This is a genomic window from Collinsella aerofaciens (genome assembly GCF_015554145.1).
Classification (GTDB): domain Bacteria; phylum Actinomycetota; class Coriobacteriia; order Coriobacteriales; family Coriobacteriaceae; genus Collinsella; species Collinsella aerofaciens_AA.
This window is the reverse complement of record NZ_JADNHZ010000012.1, coordinates 45,521-69,444: the sequence shown is the minus strand read 5'-3', so window position 1 is coordinate 69,444 and position 23,924 is coordinate 45,521. Positions and strand designations below refer to the sequence as shown.

General features: G+C 61.1%; 19 protein-coding genes. 9 read left to right on the top strand and 10 right to left on the bottom strand.

The features are described from left to right. The first annotated feature begins 3 nt into the window (after positions 1 to 3). Positions 4 to 717 (top strand): response regulator, encoded by a 714-nt coding sequence (locus tag I2E13_RS06405; protein ID WP_199407905.1) that lies wholly within the window; start codon positions 4 to 6, stop codon positions 715 to 717. Between the two features lie 94 nt (positions 718 to 811). On the opposite strand, the gene rlmKL is transcribed toward I2E13_RS06405, so the two are convergent. After that, on the bottom strand, positions 812 to 3,379 hold the full coding sequence (gene rlmKL, locus I2E13_RS06400) for a bifunctional 23S rRNA (guanine(2069)-N(7))-methyltransferase RlmK/23S rRNA (guanine(2445)-N(2))-methyltransferase RlmL (protein WP_195404554.1): 2,568 nt from the start codon (positions 3,377 to 3,379) through the stop codon (positions 812 to 814). 75 nt (positions 3,380 to 3,454) lie between these two features. Here rlmKL and I2E13_RS06395 point away from each other — a divergent pair, with 75 nt between their 5' ends. Next, the gene (locus tag I2E13_RS06395; RefSeq protein ID WP_195404553.1) at positions 3,455 to 4,282 is read left to right on the top strand and encodes an HAD-IIB family hydrolase; all 828 of its coding nucleotides are present in this window, start codon (positions 3,455 to 3,457) and stop codon (positions 4,280 to 4,282) included. A gap of 45 nt (positions 4,283 to 4,327) precedes the next feature. Here I2E13_RS06395 and I2E13_RS06390 read toward each other — a convergent pair whose 3' ends face one another. Next, positions 4,328 to 5,119: a DeoR/GlpR family DNA-binding transcription regulator gene (locus I2E13_RS06390; protein ID WP_158548938.1), complete on the bottom strand. Its 792-nt coding sequence runs from the start codon at positions 5,117 to 5,119 to the stop codon at positions 4,328 to 4,330. A 348-nt stretch (positions 5,120 to 5,467) separates the two neighbouring features. On the opposite strand from I2E13_RS06390, the gene I2E13_RS06385 reads away from it, so the two are divergent. From I2E13_RS06385 to I2E13_RS06365, 5 genes are all read left to right on the top strand, one after another. Beyond that, complete coding sequence (locus I2E13_RS06385; RefSeq protein ID WP_195404552.1) at positions 5,468 to 6,178, top strand: transaldolase; 711 nt, start codon at positions 5,468 to 5,470, stop codon at positions 6,176 to 6,178. Between the two features lie 9 nt (positions 6,179 to 6,187). Beyond that, the gene (locus tag I2E13_RS06380; protein WP_089573145.1) at positions 6,188 to 6,634 is read left to right on the top strand and encodes a PTS sugar transporter subunit IIA; all 447 of its coding nucleotides are present in this window, start codon (positions 6,188 to 6,190) and stop codon (positions 6,632 to 6,634) included. Between the two features lie 75 nt (positions 6,635 to 6,709). Further along, positions 6,710 to 6,985 carry a PTS sugar transporter subunit IIB gene (locus I2E13_RS06375; RefSeq protein ID WP_022094539.1) on the top strand — a complete coding sequence of 92 codons (276 nt, stop codon included), beginning with the start codon at positions 6,710 to 6,712 and terminating at the stop codon, positions 6,983 to 6,985. A 71-nt stretch (positions 6,986 to 7,056) separates the two neighbouring features. Further along, the gene (locus I2E13_RS06370) at positions 7,057 to 8,448 is read left to right on the top strand and encodes a PTS ascorbate transporter subunit IIC (protein ID WP_195404551.1); all 1,392 of its coding nucleotides are present in this window, start codon (positions 7,057 to 7,059) and stop codon (positions 8,446 to 8,448) included. Positions 8,449 to 8,772: 324 nt separating this feature from the next. After that, positions 8,773 to 9,477 (top strand): transaldolase, encoded by a 705-nt coding sequence (locus tag I2E13_RS06365; protein WP_195404550.1) that lies wholly within the window; start codon positions 8,773 to 8,775, stop codon positions 9,475 to 9,477. A 405-nt stretch (positions 9,478 to 9,882) separates the two neighbouring features. Here I2E13_RS06365 and I2E13_RS06360 read toward each other — a convergent pair whose 3' ends face one another. The 5 genes from I2E13_RS06360 to I2E13_RS06340 form a co-directional block, all read right to left on the bottom strand. Further along, positions 9,883 to 11,016: an Abi family protein gene (locus I2E13_RS06360; protein WP_195404549.1), complete on the bottom strand. Its 1,134-nt coding sequence runs from the start codon at positions 11,014 to 11,016 to the stop codon at positions 9,883 to 9,885. A gap of 180 nt (positions 11,017 to 11,196) precedes the next feature. Further along, the gene (locus I2E13_RS06355; RefSeq protein WP_195404548.1) at positions 11,197 to 13,344 is read right to left on the bottom strand and encodes a Tex family protein; all 2,148 of its coding nucleotides are present in this window, start codon (positions 13,342 to 13,344) and stop codon (positions 11,197 to 11,199) included. 411 nt (positions 13,345 to 13,755) lie between these two features. Continuing rightward, a complete protein-coding gene (locus tag I2E13_RS06350) occupies positions 13,756 to 14,796 on the bottom strand; it encodes a Gfo/Idh/MocA family protein (protein WP_118206225.1) in 1,041 nt (346 codons plus the stop codon). Between the two features lie 69 nt (positions 14,797 to 14,865). Continuing rightward, a complete protein-coding gene (locus I2E13_RS06345) occupies positions 14,866 to 16,122 on the bottom strand; it encodes an MFS transporter (protein WP_195404547.1) in 1,257 nt (418 codons plus the stop codon). Between the two features lie 85 nt (positions 16,123 to 16,207). Further along, a complete protein-coding gene (locus tag I2E13_RS06340; RefSeq protein WP_117843256.1) occupies positions 16,208 to 17,089 on the bottom strand; it encodes an SDR family NAD(P)-dependent oxidoreductase in 882 nt (293 codons plus the stop codon). A gap of 232 nt (positions 17,090 to 17,321) precedes the next feature. Here I2E13_RS06340 and I2E13_RS06335 point away from each other — a divergent pair, with 232 nt between their 5' ends. Together I2E13_RS06335 and I2E13_RS11200 are read left to right on the top strand one after the other, a co-directional pair. After that, positions 17,322 to 18,200 (top strand): LysR family transcriptional regulator, encoded by an 879-nt coding sequence (locus I2E13_RS06335; RefSeq protein ID WP_195404546.1) that lies wholly within the window; start codon positions 17,322 to 17,324, stop codon positions 18,198 to 18,200. A gap of 120 nt (positions 18,201 to 18,320) precedes the next feature. Next, on the top strand, positions 18,321 to 19,412 hold the full coding sequence (locus tag I2E13_RS11200; protein WP_271817616.1) for a GGDEF domain-containing protein: 1,092 nt from the start codon (positions 18,321 to 18,323) through the stop codon (positions 19,410 to 19,412). A gap of 220 nt (positions 19,413 to 19,632) precedes the next feature. Here the strand turns inward: I2E13_RS11200 and I2E13_RS06325 are convergent, their stop codons facing one another. From I2E13_RS06325 to I2E13_RS06315, 3 genes are read right to left on the bottom strand one after another with little or no spacing between them, the layout of a single operon-like run. Continuing rightward, the gene (locus I2E13_RS06325; protein ID WP_195404545.1) at positions 19,633 to 21,552 is read right to left on the bottom strand and encodes an ABC transporter ATP-binding protein; all 1,920 of its coding nucleotides are present in this window, start codon (positions 21,550 to 21,552) and stop codon (positions 19,633 to 19,635) included. Next, positions 21,545 to 23,389, bottom strand: coding sequence for an ABC transporter ATP-binding protein (locus I2E13_RS06320; RefSeq protein WP_229057857.1), 1,845 nt, complete (start codon positions 23,387 to 23,389; stop codon positions 21,545 to 21,547). The genes I2E13_RS06325 and I2E13_RS06320 overlap by 8 nt, the downstream gene beginning before the upstream one ends. Further along, positions 23,382 to 23,888 (bottom strand): MarR family winged helix-turn-helix transcriptional regulator, encoded by a 507-nt coding sequence (locus I2E13_RS06315; protein ID WP_117655367.1) that lies wholly within the window; start codon positions 23,886 to 23,888, stop codon positions 23,382 to 23,384. The genes I2E13_RS06320 and I2E13_RS06315 overlap by 8 nt, the downstream gene beginning before the upstream one ends. Positions 23,889 to 23,924 lie beyond the last annotated feature (36 nt).

Sequence of the window (23,924 nt, the reverse complement as noted above, 5' to 3'; positions counted from 1 at the left end):
GCCGTGCCGAACTCTGCCGTGAAACCGCTCATCTTGGTCGTTGAGGACGATCCCGCCGTCCGCAACCTTATCGTCGCCGCGCTCGAGGCGCACGGCTTGCGCCATATGGCCGTGGAGACCGCACATGCTGCCATCGCCGCCGCCTCGTCGCAGGCGCCGAGCATTGTGCTGCTCGATCTGGGCCTGCCCGATATGGACGGCGTCAAGGTGGTGGAGTCGGTGCGCACGTGGTCGGGCATGCCGATCATCGTGGTCTCGGCGCGCAGCGAGGACGCGGACAAGATCCGCGCGCTCGATGCTGGTGCCGACGACTACCTGACCAAGCCGTTTTCGGTCGAGGAACTGCTCGCGCGCATTCGCACGACGCTCAGGCGCCTTTCGTATGCGCAAACGGGCGGCGTTGCCTCCGAGGGCTCGTTCGATACCGGTGAACTGCATATCGATTTTGATGCTGGCATCGCCATGATGGATGGCGAGGAACTGCACCTGACGCCGATCGAGTACAAGCTCCTGTGTCTGCTGGCGCACAACGCCGACAAGGTGTTGACGCACCAGTTTATCCTGCACGAGATTTGGGGCACGGCGACCAAGAGCGACCTAGCGAGCCTGCGCGTCTTTATGGGCACGCTGCGCAAGAAAATCGAGTCCGACCCCGCGCATCCGCGCTATATCCAGACGCATGTGGGCATCGGCTACCGATTGGTCATCCAAGGCTAGATCGCCAACCACCATCCCAATATGAGTTGCGGTGAAATACGGTCTAAATTTGCCTAATTCCAGGCAAAACAGTCCGTATTCCACCGCAACTTTGTTATTTGCCCTTGGGCTTGCTGGCGTAGAACTTCTTCTTTTTGGGCTTGCCGGCGGAGTCAGGCTTGCCGTTGCCGCGCGGCCCCCGGTCGCCTGCCTGCGCGTGCGCGGGCGCCGTTGCGCGAGGCTTGCGGGCCTCGGGGTTGCGTAGTTCCTCGACGCGCTCGGCAATTTCCTCGGCGCTAAAGCCGACCTCGGCCATGGCGTCCTCGATGGGCAGGCGGCGCACGATGTAGCAGTGGTGCACCTTCTGGTTGCGCGCGAAGTCCTCGGGGATGGTCTGCGCCGTAATGTCCTCCAGCACCACGCCCGCGCGGGCGAGCTTGCGCGTTTCGGGGCGGAAGCCGCGCAGGTTGCAGCTAAAGATGGCATGGCCGCCCTGCGCGAGCAGGCGCGATACGCCGGCCAAAAGCTCAACATGGTCGCGCTGGACATCCCAGGTGCGGCGGCCCATCTTGGAGGAGTTCGAGAACGTGGGCGGGTCGACAAAGATCAGGTCCCAGCGGTTGCGCGTCTGGCGCTGGTCGCGAATCCAGGCGAGCACGTCGTCGCGCACAAAATGATGCTGAGGCCCCACAAAGCCGTTCTGGCGCATGTTGCGCTCGGCCCAGTCCAGATAGGTATTGGAGAGGTCGACCGTCACGGTCTCCTCGACGCCGCCATCGGCCGCGTAGCAGGTGGCAGTGCCGGTGTAGGCAAACAGATTGAGGAAGCGGCGCGCCTGCTTGGCGTGCTCGCGCACCAGGTTGCGGGTGACGCGGTGGTCCAAGAAGATGCCGACGTCCAGGTAGTCGTCAAAGTTGACGGCAAAGGTGAGGCCGCCCTCTTCGATGAGCGGCAGGCGACGACGCGCGATATTGGCGCGCTCGCCCGATGCGCCCTTGCCGGCGCCCTGCTTGCCGTACTGCGAGCCGCCACGCGAACGCATGCGGGCCTTGGCGTGCACATGCTCGGCGGGAACATCTAGGATGCGCGGCGCGATGGCCAGAATGTCGAGCATACGGGCCTGGGCCAGTGCGGGGTCGATGGTCTTGGGCGCGGCGTATTCGGCGATGACGAGCCAGCGGCCCGGCGTCTGCGGGCAACCCTCGTACAGGTCGATAGCGGCGGAGTAGTCGGGCAGGTCGGCATCGTAGACGCGGTAGCAGCTCACGCCCTCGCGCCTGGCCCACTTGCGGCGCAGACGGGCATTCTTGCGCAGGCGGTTGGCGAACTGCTCGGACTCGGGGATGAGCACGGGCAGCGGCTTGCCGTCGCCCAGGTCGAGCATGGCGGCAGGCTCGGGCATGGCGGAAGCGGCGGCTTCATCGTTGACTTCGTTGGCATCCGCGGTCTCGCCCTCGGTGTTTGCGCTGGTCGCAGCCTCAAACGCTGCGGCGGCGTGGTCGAGTGAAGGCCAGACTTCGACGGTCGCCTCTTCGTTGTTGGGCATGACGGCGATTGAGCACTCGGGCTCGGTGTGGAGCGCGCGGGCTAGCAATCCGTCGCGGGTGAGCGCGGCGACCGGTGCCGCGGCAAGCTCGGGCGCGCGGCGCAGCTCGCCGATGAGCGTCATGGCGTCGTGCATGAGCGAAAGCGGCGTCTCGGTGGTGTCCGCGACCACGGCGGCGCCGGCGACAGCGCCCGCGTGGTCCAGTACGGTGGCGGACTTGGCGGCGCAAAAATCGACAAAGCGCTTGTAGCCGGCACATTTAACCATGCGCTCAGCGGTCTTGCGGGCGGCGGGGTCAACATCCACGGCCACGATGCGCGCCTGGCGCTCGCGCGCTGCCGCCTCGCGCCCGCGCGCCTCGGCAAGCAGCTGCTCCCACAGGGCGGCATCGTGCAGCTGCCAGCCCTCAAAGCCCCAGCGCTCGCGTGCGGCGCCCGGGGCGCGGTCGGTCAGAATGTTCACGGCCTCCAGCAGCAGACCGCCGCCGGCGCACGAGGCATCGATCAGCGTGGGAAGGGCTTCGTTCTCGTAATCGTCGGCCGTCAGCTCGCGCTCGCATAGTGCGGTCCAGCCGACCTGCGCCAGCACCAGGGCGGCGTAGTCGGGGCGCAACACGTGTGCGCCCTCGTCGGCACGAGTCGCAGCGGGCGGCAGGCGTTTGAACAGCGGGTCGCCCGAAAGGTCTAGGCTTATGCTCGCGCGGCGCTGGCGCAGCGAAAGCAGTAGGTGAACATCGGGGTCGGCGGCATCGACATCGGCGCGACGTCCCGTGGTCTCGGCCAGGCGGTCGCACAGCGCGTCTTTGGCACGCAGGGCCGAGAAGCGCGTGTTGCGCAGCTGCTCGGTCACGCCGCGGGCGGTAATGGCGATGGTGGCGCTGGGGCGGACAATGTTCTCCCAGGCGATGTCGTAAACGCTGCCGTACAGCTCGTCGGCATCCTGCGCCTCAAAGCGCCCGAGTACCACGAACACGCGGCTCGCCAGGCGCGACCACAGACAGGCGCGGTAGCCTTGCTCAAGCTCGCCCTCAAATGTAGCGCGGCCTTTCAGGCGGCGGACATGCGAAAGCCCGAGGCGTTTAAGCTCATCGGCGAGTGCGGACTCAAAGCCCTCGGGGCAGCTTGCGTAAAATTCCATGGGTGACCTCTCTGGTTGCGTCGCTCCATTATATGATGGATGCTTCGTTTGCCCTTATCCTCGAAAGGAACCCATATGATTGATGCGTGCCCCGATTCCGCCGTGCTCTTTTTTGACGTGGACGGCACACTGACGTCGTTCGATCCCGACGATATGACCGATAAGGACTTCAATGCAGTCCATCCGTCGAAGGCTGTTGTCGATGCATTTGGTCGACTGCGCAATGCGGGTCACCGGGCATTTATCTGTACGGGTCGCCCCTTGTGGCTGATTGCCGATGGCCTGCGTGCACTGAACCCGGCGGGTATCGTTGCCATGGCGGGGGCGACGCTCGAGGTCGAGGGTCGCGTGGTGCATGAGGACTGCTTTGACGAGGACGTTATCGCGGAGCTCGCGCGTCGTATTACTGTGGCGGGCGGCGAGGCGTTGTTCGAGACGAACGGTGCCACCTATTCATTTGAGCCAGTTGGTGTCGAACAGTCATTTCTGCTAGGCGCCGGCGTGGTGCACGGCGTTGATCAGATGCGCGTCGATGGCCGCTTGCGCGTAGGCAAGGTGTGCATTAACGCGTGCGACCTGGCTCGCGTAGCCAACGATGATGGCTTTATCGATCGCGAGTTTGAGCTGTGCAACACCGGTGGCCAGAATCGCGAGCTGAGCCCCAAAGGCATCGACAAGGGCTTGGGCGTGGCACGAGCGCTGGAGTATCTGGGCCGCACCGGCAACGCGCGCACCTTTGGCTTTGGCGATTCGGGCAACGACCTGGGCATGCTCGCCGCCGTCGAGACGGCTGTCGCCATGGGCAACGCCATGCCCGAGGTCAAGGCGATCGCCGACTACGTGACCGACGACGTCGCACACGACGGCACCGTCACAGCGATGCAGCATTTTGGGTTGATTTAATAAATGGCCGGGTCGCCCGCAGTGGGGGCGACCCGGCCATTTGAGCTATTTTGCAATATAGAGCTTGGGATGACTGCGACTGCTCTCGATCGCCGCCGTCATGATGCCCTCGTCGTCTCCATCAACGATGATGCCGTCGAGGTCATCGATCTGCGCGGACTGATAAAAACTGGTTTTGTTGAACTTTCCCTGGTCAACCATCATGTAGCCCTGGTTTGAGTTGGTAAGGTACATATGCTTGATCATGGCCGAGAAGTCGTGCTCGACGGTAAAACCGTGGTCGGGGTGGAATCCGTCGGCACTGACAAACGCCTTGTCGGCATGTAGTTTGCTCATGCAGTCGAGCGTCAGTGCGCCCGCGAGATAGAGGTGCCCCTTGCGCACGGAGCCGCCCAGCAGCACTACCGAAGCATTGGGGAGATTGAAGCTGGCGTAGTTCGCGATTGCAAGATCGCCGGTGATAATGGTGATCTCACGCTTGTCCATGAGGGCCTTAGCGAAGTAAAAGCCTGTGGTGCCGATATCAATTACCAGAACATCGCCATCATCAACAAGAGTTGCTGCGGTTGCGGCGATGGCCTCCTTGGCCTCGACTTGGACATTGATGCGCTCCTCGGGATACGAGATTGCGTTGGAGCGAGAAAGCGATACCGCTCCGCCGCGTACGCGACGCAGCTTGCCTTCGGATTCCAGCGAGATGAGGTCGTGCCGTGCGGTGACTTCCGAAACCGAAAAACGGCGAACGATGTCGGATACCGAGATATTTGGCTTTTCGGCCAGCCAATTCATGATAAATCGCTGACGCTCGGCCGGTGAAAGGTCTGAAGTAGATGCCATATGCCGCTCCTTTTGAACAAAAGGTAAAAGATGCGCCTTTCGTAATCGAAATATAACGTATCGATATGAAAAGAACAAGGCAAATTCGAATGAATCAAAAGAACGGAATGGCATGTCACAAATGCATGCGTAGCAGATAGTTCGCACGTAAACGGGCTATAAAGAGTCTCATTCTGAAGGTGCCGCCCAAAAGAAGTACGTTCACGCCCGATATTCGACCGTTCACGGAAAGTTGACAATTGAGCTTTCGATAGCTTTTGAAATGGTTTATAAAAGAAAGCCGAAAAGCTTTTGAAACAAAGAAGAAGGCTTTCGATAGCAATAGTGCTAGATGAGAAAGGACCGAACATGGCGATTAAGGTGTTTGCCGACGGCGCTAACCTCGAAGGCATGCTTGACATGCATGACAATGGCAACGTTCAGGGCTTCACGACCAATCCTTCCCTTATGAAGGCCGGTGGCGTGACTGACTACCGCGCTTTTGCCAAGACGGTTCTTGAGCACATTACCGATGTGTCGGTTTCTTTTGAGGTATTCGCCGACGACGAGGCTGGTATGGAAGCCGAGGCTCGCGAGATCGCAACCTGGGCAGACAACGTCTACGTTAAGATCCCGGCGCTCAACACTAAGGGCGAGTCCACTGCCGCGCTGGTCAAGCGCCTTTCTGCCGACGGCATCAAGGTGAATGTCACCACTATCTTCACGCCCGAGCAGGTCGACGAGTTTGTCGATGCCGTCTCTGCTGAGACCCCCTCTATTCTGTCCATCTTCGCCGGTCGCATTGCCGATACCGGCGTCGATCCGCTGCCCCTCATGGCGGAGTCCGTAAAGAAGGCTGCCGTTAAGCCTGCTGCCGAGGTTCTCTGGGCGTCTACGCGCGAGGTCCTCAATATCTTCCAGGCGGAGTCCGTTGGATGCCAGATCATTACGGTCCCCAATTCCCTTCTTGCCAAGCGCAAGAATTTCGGGAAAGATTTGCTTGAGTACTCGCTTGATACGGTCAAGGGCTTTGCCCGCGACATTCAGGCGCTTGGTTTTCATATCCTGCCCGAGGAGTAGGGGACGAGCATGCTGACCGATCTTCTTAAGCCCGAGCTTGTTGCCTGCCACGTCGAGGCCTCCGACTGGGAGGAAGCGATCAGGGCATGCGGTAAGTTGCTCGTAGACGCTGGCAAATGCGATCAGAGCTATGTTGACGCCATGATTTCATCGGTTCACAAATTCGGCCCCTATATGGTCTTGGAAGAGGGCATCGCCATGCCCCACGCTCAAGCAGATGGCAATGTGAGCGAAGCGGGAATCTGTATCGTCACGCTTGACCCAGCCATTGCGTTTGGACACGAGGATTTCGATCCGGTTCACGTGCTCGTGGGTATTTGCGCACCCGACCCCAAGGCTCATCTTGGCTGCTTGGCGGAGCTTTCGCAGATGTTCGAGGACGAGGACTGCGTTGCCAAGCTCAGCGCATGTGATACGCCCGAGCAGGTTTTGGAGACCATGCGTTCATTCTTTTAGGCCTTAATGGCACGGCGATGCGTCGCCGCTTTTGGATAGACGGAAAACCGTCACGTGTAGGAGAGGAAGGTTGCCATGCATATCATCACCGTATGCGGAAACGGCATCGGGTCCAGCCTGATGCTCGCCGGCAAAGTCGAGGAGCTTTGCGAGGAGGAGGGCATCAAGGCCGACGTTGAGTCTATGGACCTGAACGGTGCTTCTTCCGCAAATCCGGATCTGTTCATCACCGTTAAGGAACTCGCCCCCGAGCTCCACGGCAACGTTGTGATCGTTCGCAGCTATGTGAACAAGAAGAAGATCCGCGAAGACGCCCTCGAGGCAATCAAGGCGGCCGCCGCTAACGCCTAAAGCGGCACAAAAAAGGGCGGTTCCCTGTGGAAGAGGGAAACGCGCCCACGTTAGAGAGAAAGGAAGCGCAGATGCAAGCCATCCTTCCCATACTTGAGTTTATCCAATCGATTCTGACCAAGCCAGCGTGGATTATGGGTCTATTTGCCTTTGTGGGCCTTGTCGCGCTTAAGCGTCCTGCCCACAAGGTGATGACGGGCACCCTGAAGCCCATTCTTGGTTACATCATGCTGTCCGCCGGCGCCGCTGTTGTTCAGGAGAACCTTGCTCCGCTGGGTACCTTCATCGAGACCGGTTTCCACATCACCGGCGTCGTGCCCAACAACGAGGTCGTCGTTTCGATGGCTCAGAGCGTCCTTGGCGTTCAGACCATGATGATCCTGATTCTCGGCTATGTCGTGAACATTATCATTGCCCGCTTTACCAAGTTTAAGTACATCTTCCTGACGGGCCATCACAGCATGTTTATGGCCTGCCTGCTGTCTGCCGTTCTGCAAGCATCTGGCTTCCAGGATGTCCAGCTTGTCATCGTGGGCGGCATGTTCCTGGGCCTCGTGAGCGCTATGCTTCCCGCCGTTGGTCAGCGTTTCACCGAGAAGGTTACCGATGGCGATGAAATCGCCATGGGCCACTTCGGTTCGCTCGCCTATTACATCTCCGCTGCAGTCGGTACGCTTTTTGCTAAGGACGCCGAGGAGAACAGCACCGAGAAGATCGAGGTTCCCGAGAAGTTCGCCTTCCTGCGCGACACTACCATCTCCACGGCTCTTACCATGGCCTTCTTCTACCTGGTTACCGCTTTCGCCGCTTACATTGCAGATCCTGCGGTCGTTACCAAGACCGCTGGCGGCGACAACGTGATCGTCTATGCCTTGACTTGTGCTCTGTCCTTCGCCGTTGGTGTCACCATCGTCTATAACGGCGTCCGCATGATCCTCGCCGATCTGGTCCCGGCTTTCCAGGGTATCTCCAACAAGCTGATCCCCGGTGCCATCCCCGCCGTCGACTGCGCTGTCTTCTTCCCCTATGCTCCCACCGCCGTTATCCTCGGCTTTGTCGCTTCCTTCATCGGTGGCGTGGTCGGTATGTTCATCGTGGGCGCTACCCTGGGCATCTTCATCATCCCGGGCATGGTTCCCCACTTCTTCTGCGGTGCTACCGCGGGCATCTACGGCAATGCTACCGGCGGTCGCAAGGGCGCAGCTCTTGGCGCTTTCGTCAACGGCCTGCTCATCACCTTTGCCCCGGCCCTGCTCCTGCCCGTTCTTGGCGTCTTTGGCTTCAAGAACACTACGTTCGGCGACTTCGATTTCTCCGTCATTGGTATTACGCTTGGCCGCGCTGCCGAGGCCTTCGGTACCACCGGTGTCTACGCGATTCTCGCTGTCCTTCTGGTCGTTGCCTTCGTCCCCAACTTCATCCACACCAAGGGTGCTGTGATCAATCACGTTGAGGAAGAGTAATCCAGGCATACGTTAAGCCCTAATCGGGCGGAGCTCCGATAACCGGCTCCTACACGGAAGCGGTGACGTCTCAATCGAGGCGTCACCGCTTTTTGCTTTGGAGCGATTGTGAATATGAGCCGGCGAGGCGCTGCTTCTGTTCCGTGAACGGAATCAAACGCAATGATCGGCAAAAACGTTTTGCCGCTGGGGCGTCGATATAAAAATGGTAAATCTGCAAAACCGTTCGCCGAGAAGATAAAAAACCGCAGTTCACGCCTTGATAAACGTAGATAAAGTGTTTAGCAGTTTATCGCCCATGTGCAAGCGAAAGGAATCAGGCAGATGGCAATCAAGGTGTTCGCTGACGGTGCAAACCTCGAGGGCATGCTCGACATGTACGAGAACGGCAACGTTCAGGGTTTCACGACCAACCCGTCCCTTATGAAGAAGGGCGGCGTGACGGATTACCGCGCGTTTGCCAAGGAGGTCCTGGCCCACATCACCGATGTGTCCGTCTCGTTTGAGGTCTTTGCCGACGACGTCGAGACCATGGAGGTCGAGGCCCGCGAGATCGCTACCTGGGCCGAGAACGTCTACGTCAAGATTCCGTGCGTGACTACCAAGGGCGAGTCCACCGCCGAGCTGGTGCGCAAGCTTTCGGCCGATGGCATCAAGGTCAACGTCACCACCATCTTTACGCCTACGCAGGTCGACGAGATGGTCGAGGCCGTTGATGCCGAGACGCCGTCCATCATCTCGCTCTTTGCCGGCCGTATCGCTGACACCGGCGTCGATCCCATTCCGTTTATGACGGAGTCGGTGAAGAAGGCCGCCGCCAAGCCCAACTGCGAGGTCCTGTGGGCGTCCACGCGTGAGCTTATCAATATTTACCAGGCGGAAGGATGCGGTTGCCAGATCATCACGGTGCCCAACAACATCCTGGCCAAGCGTAAGAACATCGGCCGCGACCCGTACGAGGTCTCGCTCGATACCGTGCGCGGTTTCGCTAAGGATATCGCCTCGCTCGGCTTCCATATCCTGCCGTAAGCAAGGGTACCCCCTGCGGCGACGTGCAAAATCGCGAATATTCAGCACGGTAAAGGCTTTTACCAGCTGGTTGAAGCACGGAACGGCCCCCGTTTTGGCTCTAATTGACGCTAAAACGGGGGCCGTTTTTGCTTTTATGGCTCTCTGAGGCACCGCGGGGCTATCGAGAGATGCTGAATATTCGCGATTTTGCACGTCGCCAAGAGGGGGAAGTCGGGCCCTACTCTGACCACTCGGACGTACTCTTACCCGAACCCGCTGCTTCATGGGACGGCATGTCATGCGTCTGAGCTGCGGTTTTCATGCAGCGGGTAGTCGGATTGCTGCTGAGTTGCTCGAACCTACTCGAACCCACTCTGTCCGAGCGGGGCCCAAGTGGCAAGGGGCTATTAGGGGACTGAAGAGCTATAGGGAGCTCGAGGAGATGGCATCGGCTCCCGAGCGCATGACTTCCCCCAGCATCCTGATTCCTCGGTCAAGCTCGATCTGCTTTTCGAAATAGTCGGCGTGCTCAAGGAAGCGCTCGCGCAGGGTGCGCAGGCCTGCCGCCTTTTCCGACCTCGCGTCCGCATCGCTGACAATTCTATCGAAGCAGAGCACGAGTGCGGTGAAGTCGTGGATGACGGGGAAGCGCTTCGTAAGGGCGACGAGCTCCTGGTCGATTCCGAGCTCCTCCCGCGCGGCCGTCGCGATGGAGCCGACGGGCTTCTGTAGACGCTGCCCGATCGTGTTCAGAACGTTGCCGTTATGAGCGGCCGCGTTGCGCAGGGCCTTCACGGGGAACAGGAGCTGCTTGACGGATTCGGCCTCCTGGCTGCGTTCCCTCCTGAGGTCGTAGAAGTAGAACTTGTAAAGCGCGATGATTCCCCCGAAGGAGACGAGTTCCAGGTAGTTCCAGACGTACATGTCCTCGCGTCTGCCGTACTTATTCGCGAGGTCCCGGGTGTAGTTCGAGTCTCCGAGGTACGAGACGCTGCGCTCGAGGTGCTCCGGGTCTATCCCCAAAGTCTGATCCTCGGCGATGTGGAGCATCTCGAGGAAGAGCATCACCCGCTCGCTGCCGCCCACCCCATCTAGCCGGTCGGCGATGGCTTTCATCTTCTCGACGGCTGTTTCTGACCCGCTTGGATCGAACCGCTCCTCCAGCATCCTCTCCTTACGCAGCCTTTCGTGGGCGAAAAGGAGGTCGAGGACCTCCTTCCCGTCGGCGCCGTCGTCCATCATCGTCCGGTTTAGATGGACCTTCATGTAGTGCTCGATGTCAAGCGTCATCGAGAGGATGTGCTCGCGGAGGTGGTGGTCGAGTCTGGTGAGCTCGGTGAGGTAGGCGAAGTCTAGGTTGACGTAGCGTCCGTAGCCCTCCGACGCTGGGCTACGATACGTTGAGAAGCACTTCGCAAACGCCTTGACCTTGAAGAAGAAGTTCTTGTCGCGGAGGAACGCGACTGCATCCTTGGGGCTCATTATGTCGAAGCGGACGCCCCGCTCTGCGAGGTGGGAGACCTGTTGTTCTGCCGGGATGAGCGGGCGCTCCTTCATGATCGTTCCTCCAAAACGAAAAATGCGGCTGTAGGTACAGGTACCCGCAGCCGCTAAAAGCCCGAAGGCTTTTCACACTGCGGACAGTATACCCCACTTTGCCGAAGGGACAAAGAGCGCGAGGAACGCCTACGCTCTTTGCGACACTTGCCGCGAAGAGGGGATATTCGCTTTGGCGGTTTACTTCCCCCGCACCATGGTGAGGGAGATCTTCTTGCGGTCGCAATCGACCTTTTCTACCCATACCTTCACCGTGTCGCCGACGCGCACCACGTCGCTCGGGTGCTTTACGAAGCGGTTGGCCAGCTTGGAGATGTGCACGAGGCCGTCCTGGTGCACGCCCACGTCGACGAAGGCGCCAAAGTCGACGACGTTGCGCACCGTGCCCTTGAGCTCCATGCCGGGTTCCAGGTCGTCGATGGAAAGCGCCGAGCGGCTAAAGACCACCTCGGGCGCATCGTCGCGCGGATCGCGGCCGGGTTTCTTGAGCTCGTTGACGATGTCGATGAGCGTGAGGGTGCCGCAGTCCAGGTCGCTTGCCAGCGTCGATATGCTTCCCAGGCGGCGCTCGATATCGGGCACGCCGCCACGGCCGAGTTCATTGGCCGCCACGCCGGCGCGTTCCAAGACGGATGTGGCCACCTCGTAGCTCTCGGGGTGGACGCTTGTCGCGTCGAGCGGGTTCTTACCGCCGCTGATGCGCAGAAAGCCCGCGGCGTTGAGATATGCCTTGGGTCCCAGCTTGGGGACCTTCTTGAGCTGGCGGCGATCGGTAAAGGCGCCGTTTTCCTCGCGGTAGGCCACGATGTTCTTGGCCACGTTCGGCGTGATGCCCGATACGTATCCCAGCAGGCTCGCACTCGCGGTGTTCACGTCGACGCCCACACGGTTGACGACGTCCTCCACCACGTGGCCCAGGGTGCGCGAGAGCTCAGCCTGGTCAAGGTCGTGCTGGTACTGGCCCACGCCGATGGACTGGGGCGGAATCTTGACGAGCTCTGCCAGCGGGTCTTGCAGGCGGCGGCCCAGGCTCATGGCGCCACGCACGGTGACGTCCAAATCGGGATATTCCTGGCTGGCGAGCTCGGAAGCGGAGTACACCGACGCGCCGGCCTCGTTAACGATGGTGTAGCGAAGGCTGGGCGCCTGCTCGGCAATGAACTCCGAGACGACTTCCTCGGTCTCGCGGCTGGCGGTGCCGTTGCCGATGACGATGGTGTTGACGCCGTCCTTCTTGACGAGGCGGGCGAGCTCGCGCTTGGTGCCGGCGACGTCGTGGCGCGGCTTGGTGGGGTAGACCACGCCGTGGTCGAGTAACTTGCCGGTCTCGTCCATGACGGCGACCTTGCAGCCGGTGCGGTAGCCCGGGTCGAGCGCGAGCACGCGGGCGCCGCGGACGGGGCGTGCCGAGAGCAGGCCCTCGAGATTCTTCGCAAAGACGTTGATGGCCTCGGTCTGGGCGCGAACGGTGAGCTTGGCGCGGGCCTCGCGCTCCAGTGAGGGGGCCATGAGGCGCTTGTAGCCGTCGCCGATGGCGGCATCGAAGACAGGCGCGAAGACGCCCTGGCGTCGGGGCCAACGGCTGCCGAGGCGTGCCGTGGCGGCGGCGCCGTCGACGTTCACGCGCACGCGGAGCTTGCCCTCGCGCTCACCGCGGTCGATAGCCAGCACACGGTGGTTAGGGATGCGGCGCAGCGGTTCGTCATAGCTGTAGTACGGCTCGTAGGGGGTCTTCTCGGTGGGGTCGGTGGCCTCGACGACGATATCGGCGGTGTTTTGCGTAAAGGCGCGCAGGTCGGCGACGTTCTCAGGGTCTTCGGCCACCGTCTCGGCCACGATGTCGGCGGCGCCGGCGAGCGCCTTCTCGGGCGTGTCGAAGCCGGCCTCCCCGTTGACGTATGCCGTGGCGGCGTCGAGCGCGCTGCCCTTGGCCGAGGCCTGCATGATGATCATATTGGCAAGCGGCTCCAGGCCTGCCTCGCGGGCCTTCTGCGCGCGGGTCATGCGCTTTTTGCGGTAGGGCTTGTAGAGGTCCTCGACACGCTGGAGCTGCGTGGCCTCGCGGATCTGTGCCTCGAGCTCGGGCGTGAGCTTGCCTTGGGCGTCGATGAGCAGAATGACGTCCTCTTTACGCTGCTCAAGATTGCGCAGGTAGGACAGGCGCTCGTCGAGTGCGCGCAGGGCGACGTCGTCCATGCCGCCCGTGGCTTCCTTGCGGTAGCGCGAGATAAATGGGATGGTGTTGCCCTCGTCGATGAGCTTGACGGCCGCCTCGACGTTGGCGGCCTTAAGGTTGAGCTCGCGGGCGAGCTGGGCGATAAGATCCATGGGACTCCTTGCGTTTAAGGTGCGTTTGCAGCACAGGGCTACCAAGGATACCACCCGCCCCAAAAGACTGTTTTGGGGCCGCGCCACGAAAGCGGCCTATCTACTACGTTTGAACCGTATGGGTCGACCATCCCCCGGTTTTCCGAGAATACGCAAGCCGTCTACCTGCGGCTTTTATTTCGCGAAATTTGGCATGGTTAAGGGCGATCGGTTAAACGTAGTAGATAGGCGCGTTTCGTGGCGAACGAATCAAGCCGAGGTGCAAAATAGCCCCCGCCCCAGAAAAATCGTCGGCAAGGTAGCAAAATGCCCCGCGGGCAGGAGGCTGCTCGCGGGGCAAAGAAGAGGGGCTTATTTGTGGCGGACCGAGGGGCTCGGCATGGGGTTTCCGCCGCGGCCGCTCTTAAGGCATTACAGCTCGACGAGCTGACCGGTCTCGGCGGCCTCCTTGATGGCGTTAAGCAGCGTGAGCGTCTTGACGTTGTCGGCGGGGGTCACGACGGGCTCGACCTCGCGGCGGACGACCTTCACAAAGTGCTTGAGCTGCATCTTGTGCGGCAGCGCTGGGTCGACGGCCGGAATCTCCATCTGCAGCGGCTTGTGCCAGTTGGAGGCGCCATCGTAGGAGAACTGGTGCAGGCGGGGCAGCGACAGGGCGCCCTTGGTGCCGCCGATAAAGTAGGCGTCGGCGTCGAAGGGACGGTACTGCGGGTCCTCGCGAGCGGTTGCCTCCCAGTTCCAGGGGCTGGCGGTGGCGTCGGAGATGGTCATGCTCGCGAGCGCGCCATCGGCAAAGCGGACGTTGACCACGGCGGAGTCCTCGGTCTCAAAACCGCGGGCGGCGCTGGACTGCATGCCCTGGACGGCAACGGGCTCGCCCAGCAGGTAACGGAGCAGGTCGACGTCGTGCACTAGGTTGACCAGGATCGGGCCGGCACCCTTCTTGCGGCGCCACTCGACATCGAAGTACTCGTCGTTCTTATAGATCATGTAGTGGAAGCTCGACACGGTGAGCTTACCCAGCTCGCCGGACTCGATGATCTCCTTGGCCTTGTTCACAAACGGGTTGTGGCGACGGTGCTGACCCACGAGCACGGGCACACCGGCGGTCTCGGCCTCGGCGGCGAAGGCCTGGGCATCCTCGAGATCGTTGGAGATCGGCTTTTCGACCAGCGGCACGATGTTGCGCTTAATGGCCTCGCGGGCAACGCCCAGGTGCAGGTCGTTGGGGGTGGCGATGATGACGGCCTCGGGCTTGACCTCGTCCATCATCTGGGCGGGATCGGTAAAGAACGGCACGCCGGCGGCCTCGGCCGTGGCACGGGCGCCCTCAAAGGCGTCGGCGATGGCGACGAGCTCGGCCTCGGGCTCCTCGGTGACAAAGCGGATGTGGTTGCGGCCCATGGCGCCGGCGCCGATGACGGCAATGCGGACGGGGTTGAGCTCAGACATTTCGACTCCTTAATACTGGTGGCTGGCGGAATGCGGCAAAGGGACAGTCCCTTTGCCGCATCGATAAAACTAGGCGGACTTCTTTTTGCTGTCGGAGACCATCATGTAGACGGTGAGCACGACGGCGATGGCGGCGATCACGATGGCGCCGTAGAAGGACTGCTGGTAGGCGGCGCTGCCGGCCTCGGCGTGATACAGCACGGCGGTGATGGGCTGGCTGATCCAGGTAGAAGCGGCGTAGCCCAAAAACATGATGCCGTAGTTGACGCCGATGTTGCTGGTGCCAAAGGCGCCACCGGTGAGCGGCGGGTAGATGACGAGCAGGGCGCCAAAGCTAAAGCCGAGCAGGGCGAGTGCCACAAAGAACATGCTCTGCGTAAAGCTCATCGACATGATGACGAGCGCGACGATGGTGACGACAAGGCTGATGAGCAGCGACTTGTAGGCGCCGAGCTTGTCGATGATCTGGCCAAAGGACAGACGGCCGACCAGGTTGGCGCAGGTGTTGACGGAGACGACCACGCCGCCGAGGGCGACGGCCGCGGCGCTCGTGGGGTCGGCGAAGAGCTGGACAGCGGCGATGGAGGCAACCTTGCCCACAAGCAGGGTGCCCGCGGTGGCGGCGAAGGCGAAGGTGGCGATGAGGACCCAGAAGCGCGGGGTTTTGACCATCTCGCCCGGGGTGAGGTCGCCGAAGGTGCCGGCGTGCGCGCCGCCCTTGGGGGCCTCGAAGCCCTCGGGCAGCCAACCGGCCTCGGGGGCCTTCAGGAACAGGGCGGAGGCGGCGATCGTCACAAAGAAGATGACGCCGAGTGCCTTAAGGGCGCCAAAGATGCCAAGGCTCGGGATGAGCAGCGAGGCGAGCACCGGGGACAGCACGGCGGGGCCGGCGGTCGAAGCGGCCAGGGTGATGCCGGAGGCGAGGCCCTTTTTGTCGATGAACCACTTTTGGCCGGTGGTGAGCGCGGGGTTGTAGCCCAGGCCGTTGCCGATGGCGGCGACGAGCGAGAACCACAGGTAGAACTGCCACGGCTCGGTGACGGTGCCGGACATGAACCAGCCCACGCCGTAGCACACGGCGGCAGCGATCATGACGTTGCGCGGGCCGATCTTATCGGAGATGCGGCCGGCGAAGATGCCCGTCACGGCCATGATGGTCTGAAAGACCGGGAAGGCCCAGGTAAGGGCGCTGGACCACTCGGGGTAGACGGCGAGCAGGTTCTTGGACACGACGGAGTACAGCGCGATGGAGCTGATGAAGAACATGGTGACGCACGCGGCGGAAAGCACGACGGCGCGACCCTTGTTGGAGTTGGTGGAAGCCATGGGACTCTTTCTAATCGATGCGGGGGGAGGGGAGGGGCAAACGCCGCTGAGGTGCTTGCCCCGCGCCCCTTTCTACCGGGTTGGTTTACTGGTCGGTCGGCTTGGCGACGCCGGACTCATCGGACCAAAGCTCGACACCCTTGTTCTTGAGGTAATTGTCGGCATAGGCGCGACGGCCGCCGGGCTTGGCGGTGAGGTCGCCCATCATGTTGGAGAAGCCGCCGTCGACCTTGATGGCGTCGCCGGTGGTAAAGTCTGAGCGCGTGGACGCCAGGAACATGACGGCGTTGGCGATATCGCTGACCTCGCCGATGCGGCGCGTGGCGATCAGACGGCTGCGGCTCTTTTCGACCTCGGGGTCGGCGTAGAAGTTGGCCGACATCGGGGTCTTAACGAAGCAAGGCTCGACGCAGTTAGAGCGCACGCCGTAGGGGCCCCACTCGGCGGCGAGCATCTTGGACATCATGTTGACGCCGGCCTTGGTGGAGCTGTACACGCCCGAGAACGTCTCGGGAGAGTGGCTGGCAACGGTCGAGATGTGCACCAGGCGGCCCTGGCCGGCCTTGATCATCTCGCGACCAAAGCGCTGCGAGGTGATGAAGTAGCCGGTGAGGTTGACGTTGATGACCTCGTTCCAGTCGGAGAGCGGCAGGTCCTCCATGGCTGCGAAGCGCAGGATGCCGGCGGTGTTGACGAGAACGTCGACGCGGCCGAAGTTGGCGATGGTGGCGTCGACGGCGGCCTGAACCTCGGCCTCGTCGGTGGCGTTCATCTTGTAGCCCTCGGCGTGAATGCCAAACTCGGCAGCAAGGTCGGCGGCAGCGGCCTTGACCTTCTCCTCGTCCAGGTCGAGCAGGACGACGTTAGCGCCATTGCGGGCGAACTCTCGGCAAATCTCGACGCCCATGCCGCCGAGCGCGCCAGTCACGGCGCAGACATCGCCCTCGAGCTTAAGCCAATTGCTCATAGGAACTTCCCTTCTTGTGCCTCCCGGTGGGTCGCTCCCATTAACCGACCCACGTGGTTTTCGCTGGTTATCGTATGCTTAGCGTTCGCGCAGGTGAATTGCATATTTGTTAGAATGGCGTAAACCTATGGTTTATAGCTTGCAAGACGACTGGTCCTTATTGAGTGTGTGGCCTGCCAAAACAACCTCCTTCGGCAGCGCATGGACATACGTCTGGAAACGGGAGATTGACGTGTACGATCGACGACTCGAGGCAATAACGGCCGCCGCGGAGCTGGGAAGTTTCTCGCGTGCGGCGGCAAAACTGCGCGTGTCGACCCCGGCGCTTGTCAAACAGGTGTCGGGATTCGAGGCCGAGTTTGGCATCACGCTGTTTGAGCGCTCACATTCGGGCGTCAAGGTGACGCCGGCGGGCGCGCTGCTGGTGGACGACGCGCGCTCGATCATGCGCCAATCCGAGGACGCGCTGCGCCGCGCCCGACGCGCGGCGGGCGATGGCGGTGCCGTGCGCCTGGGTGTGTCGATGATGTGCCCGGGGCGCCAGACGCTGTCGATGTGGTCGGGCATCCACGATCTGGAACCGTCTCTGCGATTTGAGATCGTGCCGGTAAGCGATCTCTATGACGAGCGCGAATCCGTCATGCGCAGCTTGGGCCGCGAGGTGGATGTGGTGCAGTCGAGTTTTTCTACCCCGCGCTGGGGCGACGCCTGCCAAAAGCTTCGCATCGTTAACGTGCCGTTTTATATCGACGTGCCGCGCACGAGCCCGCTGGCGCGCAAGACACGCATTACGGTCGCCGACTTGGAGGGCATGCGCCTGCGCGTGCTCCGCCACGGCAACGACGCTATGGACAGCCTGCGTATCGATCTTTTGGCAGACGGCGGCGTGGACGTGATCGATGTGGATAACTTCGACTTTGCGCTCTTTAACGAAGCCGAGGAAAAGGGTGACGCGGTGCTCACCTGCGGCGCATGGTCGGGTGTGCACCCGGCCTTTGTGGGCGTGCCGTTCCTATGCGGCCGCGAGGTGCCGGTCTTCTTGCACTACCCGCTTGAGCCCACCCTCCAAGTCCAAAAATTCGTCAACGCCATGGCACAACTTCTCAAATAGCTATCGTGTCGATGATTCTTTAATCCCCGTCCTAGAAAAATCATCTGGTAGAGTTGACCTCACGTGAATTTCAGCACACTGCGTATCACCTGTGCTTTTGTCATTTGGGGGAGTGAACTTGTGAATACTTCTGTCGCCAAGAAAGCCAGCCGGGCGATGCGTCTGCTCATGATGGTGCTCACGGCAGTTCTCATCTTCTTCTTCATCAATGTTATGCTGCTCGTCTCCGACATCCAGGGCACGGCGCGCGTGGTCAACTACGCCGGTCTGGTGCGCGGCACCACGCAGCGAATCGTTAAGCTCGAGGACGCAGGCCAGCCACAAGACGACCTGCTCAAGGCCGTTGATTCATACATTAATGGTTTGCGCTACGGAAGCGACGACCTCAATCTCGTCCGTCTGGATGACGATGAGTATCAGGCAAGGATGACCGAACTCGCGAGCTATTTTGACGAGCTTCGAACCGAGATTACCCGCGTGCGCGAAGTCGGCTACGAGAACACCGACATCATTGCCATGAGCGAGGAGTTCTTTGGTATTTGTGACGATGCCACGAGGCTCGCTGAGGACTACTCCCAGGAGAAGGCTACGGCGCTCAACTATCTCGAGGGCTTGGTGATCATCGACATCGTGGGCTTGGTGACGACCTTTGCGGTCGAACTTGTTCGCGCGGTGCGCACTGCCGCACTCAATCGCGAGCTGCAGAGCAAAGTTTATCTCGACGAAGCTACGGGACTGCCCAACAAGAACAAGTGCGAGGAAATCTTGGGCCAGGAGCATCCCGTTTCCGCTGAAGCGCCCGTTGCGCTGTGTGTCTTCGATCTAAATAATCTGCATACGGTCAATAACCGCTTTGGCAACGAGAAAGGCGACGAATACATTCGTTCTTTTGCCCATCAGCTGGGGCGTGTGGCGTCAGAGACCTGCTTTGTGGGTCGCGACGGCGGCGATGAGTTTATCGCGGTGCTGTGGGATGCCGATCGGTCTGCCGTGGAGTCCTGTCTCGCTCGGATTAGTGTGAGCGTGAACGAGTATTCCGAGGCCCACCCCGACATGCCTATCAGCTATGCGGTGGGTTATGCGCTTTCTAGTGATTATGATGAACCGCCCACGATGCGCGAGCTCTTTTCCCAGGCCGACAAAAACATGTACATCGACAAGAACCGCATAAAGACGGCCGAGGCAGCCGGTCCGCAACGCGAGGACCGGTAGCCTGTAACAGAGGACGGCTACAAAAAGAGGCCCTGGCCATTTGGCCAGGGCCTCACAAACTTTCACCCCGTTCTAAATGGCTGGCTGATTGCGCGCAGGAGGGTGCCCCGGGGGCGGCGGGGTATTTCCTCCGCGCGCAGTTTCGCAGCGCAGCGAGAATGTTTGAGCACGGAGGAAATACCCCGCCCGTCCCCGGGGCACCCTCCGTCAGTAATCGGTCCTACTCCAGCTCAAACGCTCCGGTGTAGAGCTGGTAGTAATACCCGCGCTTGGCGATCAGTTCGTCGTGGTTGCCGCGCTCGATGATACGGCCGTGGTCCAGACAGATGATCGCGTCGGAGTTACGCACGGTGGACAGGCGGTGTGCGATGACAAACGTCGTGCGGCCCTCCATGAGCTTATCCATGCCCGCCTGCACGATGGCCTCGGTGCGGGTGTCGATGGAGCTCGTGGCCTCGTCTAGAATCATCGCCGGCGGATCGGCGACGGCGGCGCGGGCGATCGAAATTAGCTGACGCTGGCCCTGCGACAGCTGTGCGCCGTTGCCGGTGAGCATCGTGTCGTAGCCGTCGGGCAGGCGGGTGATAAAGTCGTCTGCGCCCGCGAGCTTGGCCGCCGCGATGCACTCCTCGTCGGTCGCATCCAGGTTGCCGTAGCGGATGTTGTCCATCACGGTGCCGGTGAACAGGTTCACGTCCTGCAGCACGACGCCCAGCGAGCGGCGCAGATCGGCCTTGCGGATCTTATTGACGTTGATGCCGTCGTAGCGAATCTTGCCGTCGGCGATGTCATAGAAGCGGTTGATGAGGTTGGTGATGGTCGTCTTACCGGCACCGGTGGCGCCGACAAACGCGACCTTCTGACCCGGCTTGGCAAACACGGACACGCCGTGCAGGACCTCGTGGTCGGGGGTGTAGCCAAAGTCGACGTTGTCCATGACCAAGTCGCCGCGCAGCGGGACGTACTCGATCTCGCCGGTTGCGCGGTGCGGATGTTTCCACGCCCACATGCCGGTGTGGTGGTCAGCCTCCTCGAACTCCCAAGTCTCGGGGTTCACCTGTGCGTTGACGAGCGTCACGTAGCCTTCGTCGGCCTCGGGCTTCTCGTCGATGAGCTCAAAGATGCGGTCGGCGCCGGCGAGGCCCATGACCACGGCGTTGATCTGCTGCGAGATCTGGCCGATCTGTCCGCAGAACTGCTTGGTCATGTTGAGGAACGGCACCACGACGGCGATGGACAGCGCCATGCCCGAGATGCTCAGGTTGGGCACGCCCAGCGCCAGGAAAATGCCGCCCGCCAGTGCGACCAGCACGTAGAGCAGGTTGCCCAGGTTCATAAGGATGGGCATGAGGATGTTGGCGTACATGTTGGCCTTCTGGGAGACCTCGAAGAGCTTTTCGTTGCGCTCGTCAAAATCGGCCTCGGCGGCAGGCTCGTGGCAGAACGCCTTGACGACCTTCTGGCCGTTCATGACCTCCTCGATATGGCCCTCGACCACGCCGAGCTCGGTCTGCTGCGCAATGAAGAAGCGCGCGGAGTTGGAGCCGAGCAGCTTGGTCATAAAGGTCATAAAGGCGACGCCGGCGATGATGACCAGGCACATCCACACGCTGTAGTACAGCATGATAAAGAACACCGTGACGATGATGATGATCGTCATGAGCAGGTTGGGCAGCGACTGGCTGATCATCTGACGCAGCGTGTCGATGTCGTTGGTGTAGTGGCTCATGATATCGCCGCGCTGGTGCGTGTCGAAGTAGCGGATCGGCAGGTCCTGCATGCGGTTGAACATCATCTCGCGCAGCTTCTCCAGCGAGCCCTGCGTGACGATAGCCATGGCGCGGTTCCAGAAGAGCGAGGACAGGACGCCGACGCCGTAGATGCAGGCGAGGGTGGTCACGAGCTGTGCGATCTTGGGCTGCGCGGCTTCCCAATCGCCCGACTGCCACGATTCGCCAATAATTTGCAGGGCGCTCTGCAGGAAGGTCGCGCCGATGGAGTTGATGATGGCGCAGAGCACCACGCCGGCGACGACGAGGGGCAAAAGCACGGGATAGAAGCCAAAGAGCGTCTTGATGAGGCGCGACATGGTGCCGCCCTTGCGGTTGAGCGCGCGCTCGGCGGTCGTTGCCTTACTCATGGGCCTCGCCTCCTTCCTGGGTCTGAGCTTGCGTTGCGGTCATGTCGGTGTTGTCTGCCGCCGTGTTCGCGTCGCCAGAGACGTCGCCGGCGTCTTGCGTACCTTCGGCAGACATCTTGTTTTGCGAGGTAAAGGTCTCGCGGTAGATCTCGCTCGTCTTGAGCAGCTCTTCGTGGTTGCCGATCTGTGCGATGCGGCCGCCCTCCATGACAATGATGCGGTCTGCGTCCTGCACGGAGCTGATGCGCTGGGCGATGATGATCTTGGTCGTGTTGGGCAGATAGCTTGCCAGACCTGCGCGAATCTTTGCGTCGGTCTTGGTGTCGACGGCGCTGGTGGAGTCGTCCAGGATCAAGATCTTGGGGCGACGCAGCAGGGCGCGTGCAATGCACAGGCGCTGCTTCTGACCGCCCGAAACATTAGAGCCGCCCTGTTCGATCCAGGTGTCGTAGCCCTTGGGGAAACCGTCGACAAACTCGTCGGCGCAGGCCAGATGAGCTGCCTCGCGGACTTCCTCGTCGGTGGCGTTCGGGTCGCCCCAACGCAGGTTCTCGGCGATGGTGCCGCTAAACAGCACGTTTTTCTGCAGCACCATGGCGACCTGGTGACGCAGCGCGTCCAGGTCGTAGTCGCGCACGTCCACGCCGCCCACGCGCACAGCGCCTTCGGTGGTGTCGTACAGGCGGGCGATGAGGTTGACGAGCGTGGACTTGGCCGAGCCGGTGCCGCCGATGATGCCGATGGTCTCGCCGCTCGTAATGTGCAGGTCGATATCGTCGAGCGCCTGGCGCTTCGCATGCTTGGAATACTTAAAACTCACGTGGTCAAAGTCGATGGAACCGTCGGCAACCTCGAGCACGGGCTCGGCGGGATCGGCGATCGTGGGCTCGGCGGCCAGCACCTCGGCAATGCGGTGGGCCGATTCGTCGGCCATGGTCACCATGACAAAGATCATCGACAGCTGCATCAGGCTCATGAGAATCTGGAAACCATAGGTAAAGGTCGAGGAGAGCTGGCCCACGTCGAACAGCGTGCCCTGGCTTGTGATGATGAGCTTGGAGCCCAGGTAGATGATGACGACAAACGCGCCGTTGACGCAGATGTTCATCATGGGGTTGTTAAAGGCGAGCAGCTTCTCGGCGCGGGTGAAGTCCATCTGGACGTCGCGCGCGGCGGTCGCGAACTTCTCCTTCTCAAAGTCTTCGCGCACATAGCTCTTGACCACGCGCATGCCGGTGACGTTTTCCTCGACGGACTCGTTAAGGGCATCGTACTTGTGGAACACGCGCGAGAAGATGGGGCGCACCTTAAAGATGATAAAGAACAGTCCAAAGCCCAGCAGCGGAATGATGACCAGGTAGACCATGGCGACGCTGCCGCCCATGATAAATGCCATGGTAAAGGCGAAGATCAAGACCAGCGGCGCGCGCACGGCGATACGGATGATCATCATAAAGGCCTGCTGAACGTTGTTGATGTCGGTGGTCAGACGCGTGACGAGTGAGGAACTCGAGAACTCATCGATGTTGGCAAAGCTGAACGTCTGGATCTTGTAGAACAGGTCGTGACGCAGGTTCTTGGCGAACCCGCAGCTCGCATGGCTGCAGGTGACGCCGGCCGCGGCGCCAAAAGCAAGCGACGTCAGCGCGATGAGCACCAAAAAGCCTGCGGTGGGAAGCATCTCGGCTACGGTGGCGCCGTCTTTGATAGCGTCGATCAGGTTGGCGGTGATGAATGGAATCAGCATCTCGCAGAGCACCTCGCCAAGCACGAGCAACGGCGTGGCAACGGTGACTTTCATATAGTCGCGGATGCTGCCCATGAGGGTTTTAATCATCCAGTTCCTCCCAGGTTACGCGGATTTTATCGAGCATTTCGGCGAGGTCCTCGCGCTCGTCATGGGTGAGCGCGCTAAAGGCCTGCTCTCTAAAGCGAATGCGGGCTGCCTGCTCTACGTGGGCCTTTTCCCATCCCGCTTCGGTCAGGCGAATGGTGAGCTGCCGCCGGTCTTTGGGATTGCGGCTGCGCTCGATAAGGCCGGCGCATTCGATCTTGGAGAGAATCTCGGAAAGCGAACCGGGCTTAAGATCAAAGTGCAGGCCTAGTTCCTGCTGTGACATCTCGCCGTTTGGCTGCTTGGCGAGCAAGCAGACGATGGGGGCCTTTCCCGAGGCGCCGCCGCCGTGAAAGTGCAGAAAGTGGCCGCAGAAGCCCAGCCCGTTTAGGATGTGCTTGGCGAGCGCGTCTGATTGGGACTGTGCCGCGGGCGCATCTGCGGGTTCATGGGGGTCGCCGCCCGGCGTGTGGGGGCAGAGGCCGATGTGGTCATCGCACATGGTGTCGCTCCTTTCTTTAGTTAGGTAGTGAAATTG

What these genes read in the sequence shown, in the direction of transcription:
- I2E13_RS06345 (WP_195404547.1), bottom strand. Translation starts at nt 16,122, where the DNA reads ATGGCTTCCACCAACTCCAACAAGGGTCGCGCCGTCGTGCTTTCCGCC.
- I2E13_RS06385 (WP_195404552.1), top strand. Translation starts at nt 5,468, where the DNA reads ATGGCGATTAAGGTGTTTGCCGACGGCGCTAACCTCGAAGGCATGCTT.
- I2E13_RS06375 (WP_022094539.1), top strand. Translation starts at nt 6,710, where the DNA reads ATGCATATCATCACCGTATGCGGAAACGGCATCGGGTCCAGCCTGATG.
- I2E13_RS06350 (WP_118206225.1), bottom strand. Translation starts at nt 14,796, where the DNA reads ATGTCTGAGCTCAACCCCGTCCGCATTGCCGTCATCGGCGCCGGCGCC.
- I2E13_RS06365 (WP_195404550.1), top strand. Translation starts at nt 8,773, where the DNA reads ATGGCAATCAAGGTGTTCGCTGACGGTGCAAACCTCGAGGGCATGCTC.
- I2E13_RS06390 (WP_158548938.1), bottom strand. Translation starts at nt 5,119, where the DNA reads ATGGCATCTACTTCAGACCTTTCACCGGCCGAGCGTCAGCGATTTATC.
- I2E13_RS06340 (WP_117843256.1), bottom strand. Translation starts at nt 17,089, where the DNA reads ATGAGCAATTGGCTTAAGCTCGAGGGCGATGTCTGCGCCGTGACTGGC.
- I2E13_RS06395 (WP_195404553.1), top strand. Translation starts at nt 3,455, where the DNA reads ATGATTGATGCGTGCCCCGATTCCGCCGTGCTCTTTTTTGACGTGGAC.
- I2E13_RS06355 (WP_195404548.1), bottom strand. Translation starts at nt 13,344, where the DNA reads ATGGATCTTATCGCCCAGCTCGCCCGCGAGCTCAACCTTAAGGCCGCC.
- I2E13_RS06315 (WP_117655367.1), bottom strand. Translation starts at nt 23,888, where the DNA reads ATGTGCGATGACCACATCGGCCTCTGCCCCCACACGCCGGGCGGCGAC.
- I2E13_RS06360 (WP_195404549.1), bottom strand. Translation starts at nt 11,016, where the DNA reads ATGAAGGAGCGCCCGCTCATCCCGGCAGAACAACAGGTCTCCCACCTC.
- I2E13_RS06370 (WP_195404551.1), top strand. Translation starts at nt 7,057, where the DNA reads ATGCAAGCCATCCTTCCCATACTTGAGTTTATCCAATCGATTCTGACC.
- I2E13_RS06325 (WP_195404545.1), bottom strand. Translation starts at nt 21,552, where the DNA reads ATGAGTAAGGCAACGACCGCCGAGCGCGCGCTCAACCGCAAGGGCGGC.
- I2E13_RS06380 (WP_089573145.1), top strand. Translation starts at nt 6,188, where the DNA reads ATGCTGACCGATCTTCTTAAGCCCGAGCTTGTTGCCTGCCACGTCGAG.
- rlmKL (WP_195404554.1), bottom strand. Translation starts at nt 3,379, where the DNA reads ATGGAATTTTACGCAAGCTGCCCCGAGGGCTTTGAGTCCGCACTCGCC.
- I2E13_RS06320 (WP_229057857.1), bottom strand. Translation starts at nt 23,389, where the DNA reads ATGATTAAAACCCTCATGGGCAGCATCCGCGACTATATGAAAGTCACC.